Source organism: Enterobacter sp. PGRG2 (assembly GCF_030291195.1).
In the GTDB taxonomy this organism is placed as follows: domain Bacteria; phylum Pseudomonadota; class Gammaproteobacteria; order Enterobacterales; family Enterobacteriaceae; genus Enterobacter_D.
Map to the genome: position 1 here is coordinate 3797256 of NZ_CP127837.1, position 568 is coordinate 3797823.

1 protein-coding gene is annotated in these 568 nt (G+C 54.6%); it reads left to right on the forward strand.

Annotated elements, in window-relative coordinates; genetic code table 11:
* Positions 1-29 precede the first annotated feature (29 nt).
* The gene (locus tag QRD42_RS16955; RefSeq protein WP_321987670.1) at positions 30-497 is read left to right on the forward strand and encodes a hypothetical protein; all 468 of its coding nucleotides are present in this window, start codon (positions 30-32) and stop codon (positions 495-497) included.
* Positions 498-568: the final 71 nt, after the last annotated feature.

Below are 568 nucleotides of genomic sequence, written 5' to 3' on the forward strand. Positions count from 1 at the left end.
AAAATTTTTATTTATCCAGGAGATAACCAATGAAAATAACCGATTTTGTTTATTCAGCCTTAATTGGCTTTGTCGCCAGCTGCCGTTCCATGACGCCGATGGCAACCCTCGCAGCAGCACGCATTGCCGGGCGCGACACTTCTGGCCGTCTCCTGCTGCTGGACCGTCCGCTATTTAAATTTGGCGCGTTAGCGATGGGTATAGGGGAAATATTTGGCGACAAGATGAAGTCAGCGCCAGACCGCACTGTGTTTTTGGGCATGTCAGCACGCGTGGCCAGTGCAGGAATTGCGGGCGCCGCGTTGGCACCCCGCGGAGAAGAGAAAACCGGGGCAGCGATCGCTGTTTCTGCCGCTGTGCCACTTGCTTATGCCACGCTCGCGGTACGCAAAAAGGCCATGACCAGAATGGGGCAGACCAGGAGTGGCCTGATTGAAGATACGCTCATCGTCGCTATCGGAGCAGCGGTGGTCTTCTTCGCCACGCGCCCGAAGTAAACGCACTTTGTCTTTAAAGGGTTATCCCGATGAACAATCCTGTAGGGGTCAGAGACGGCTTCTGGTACAGC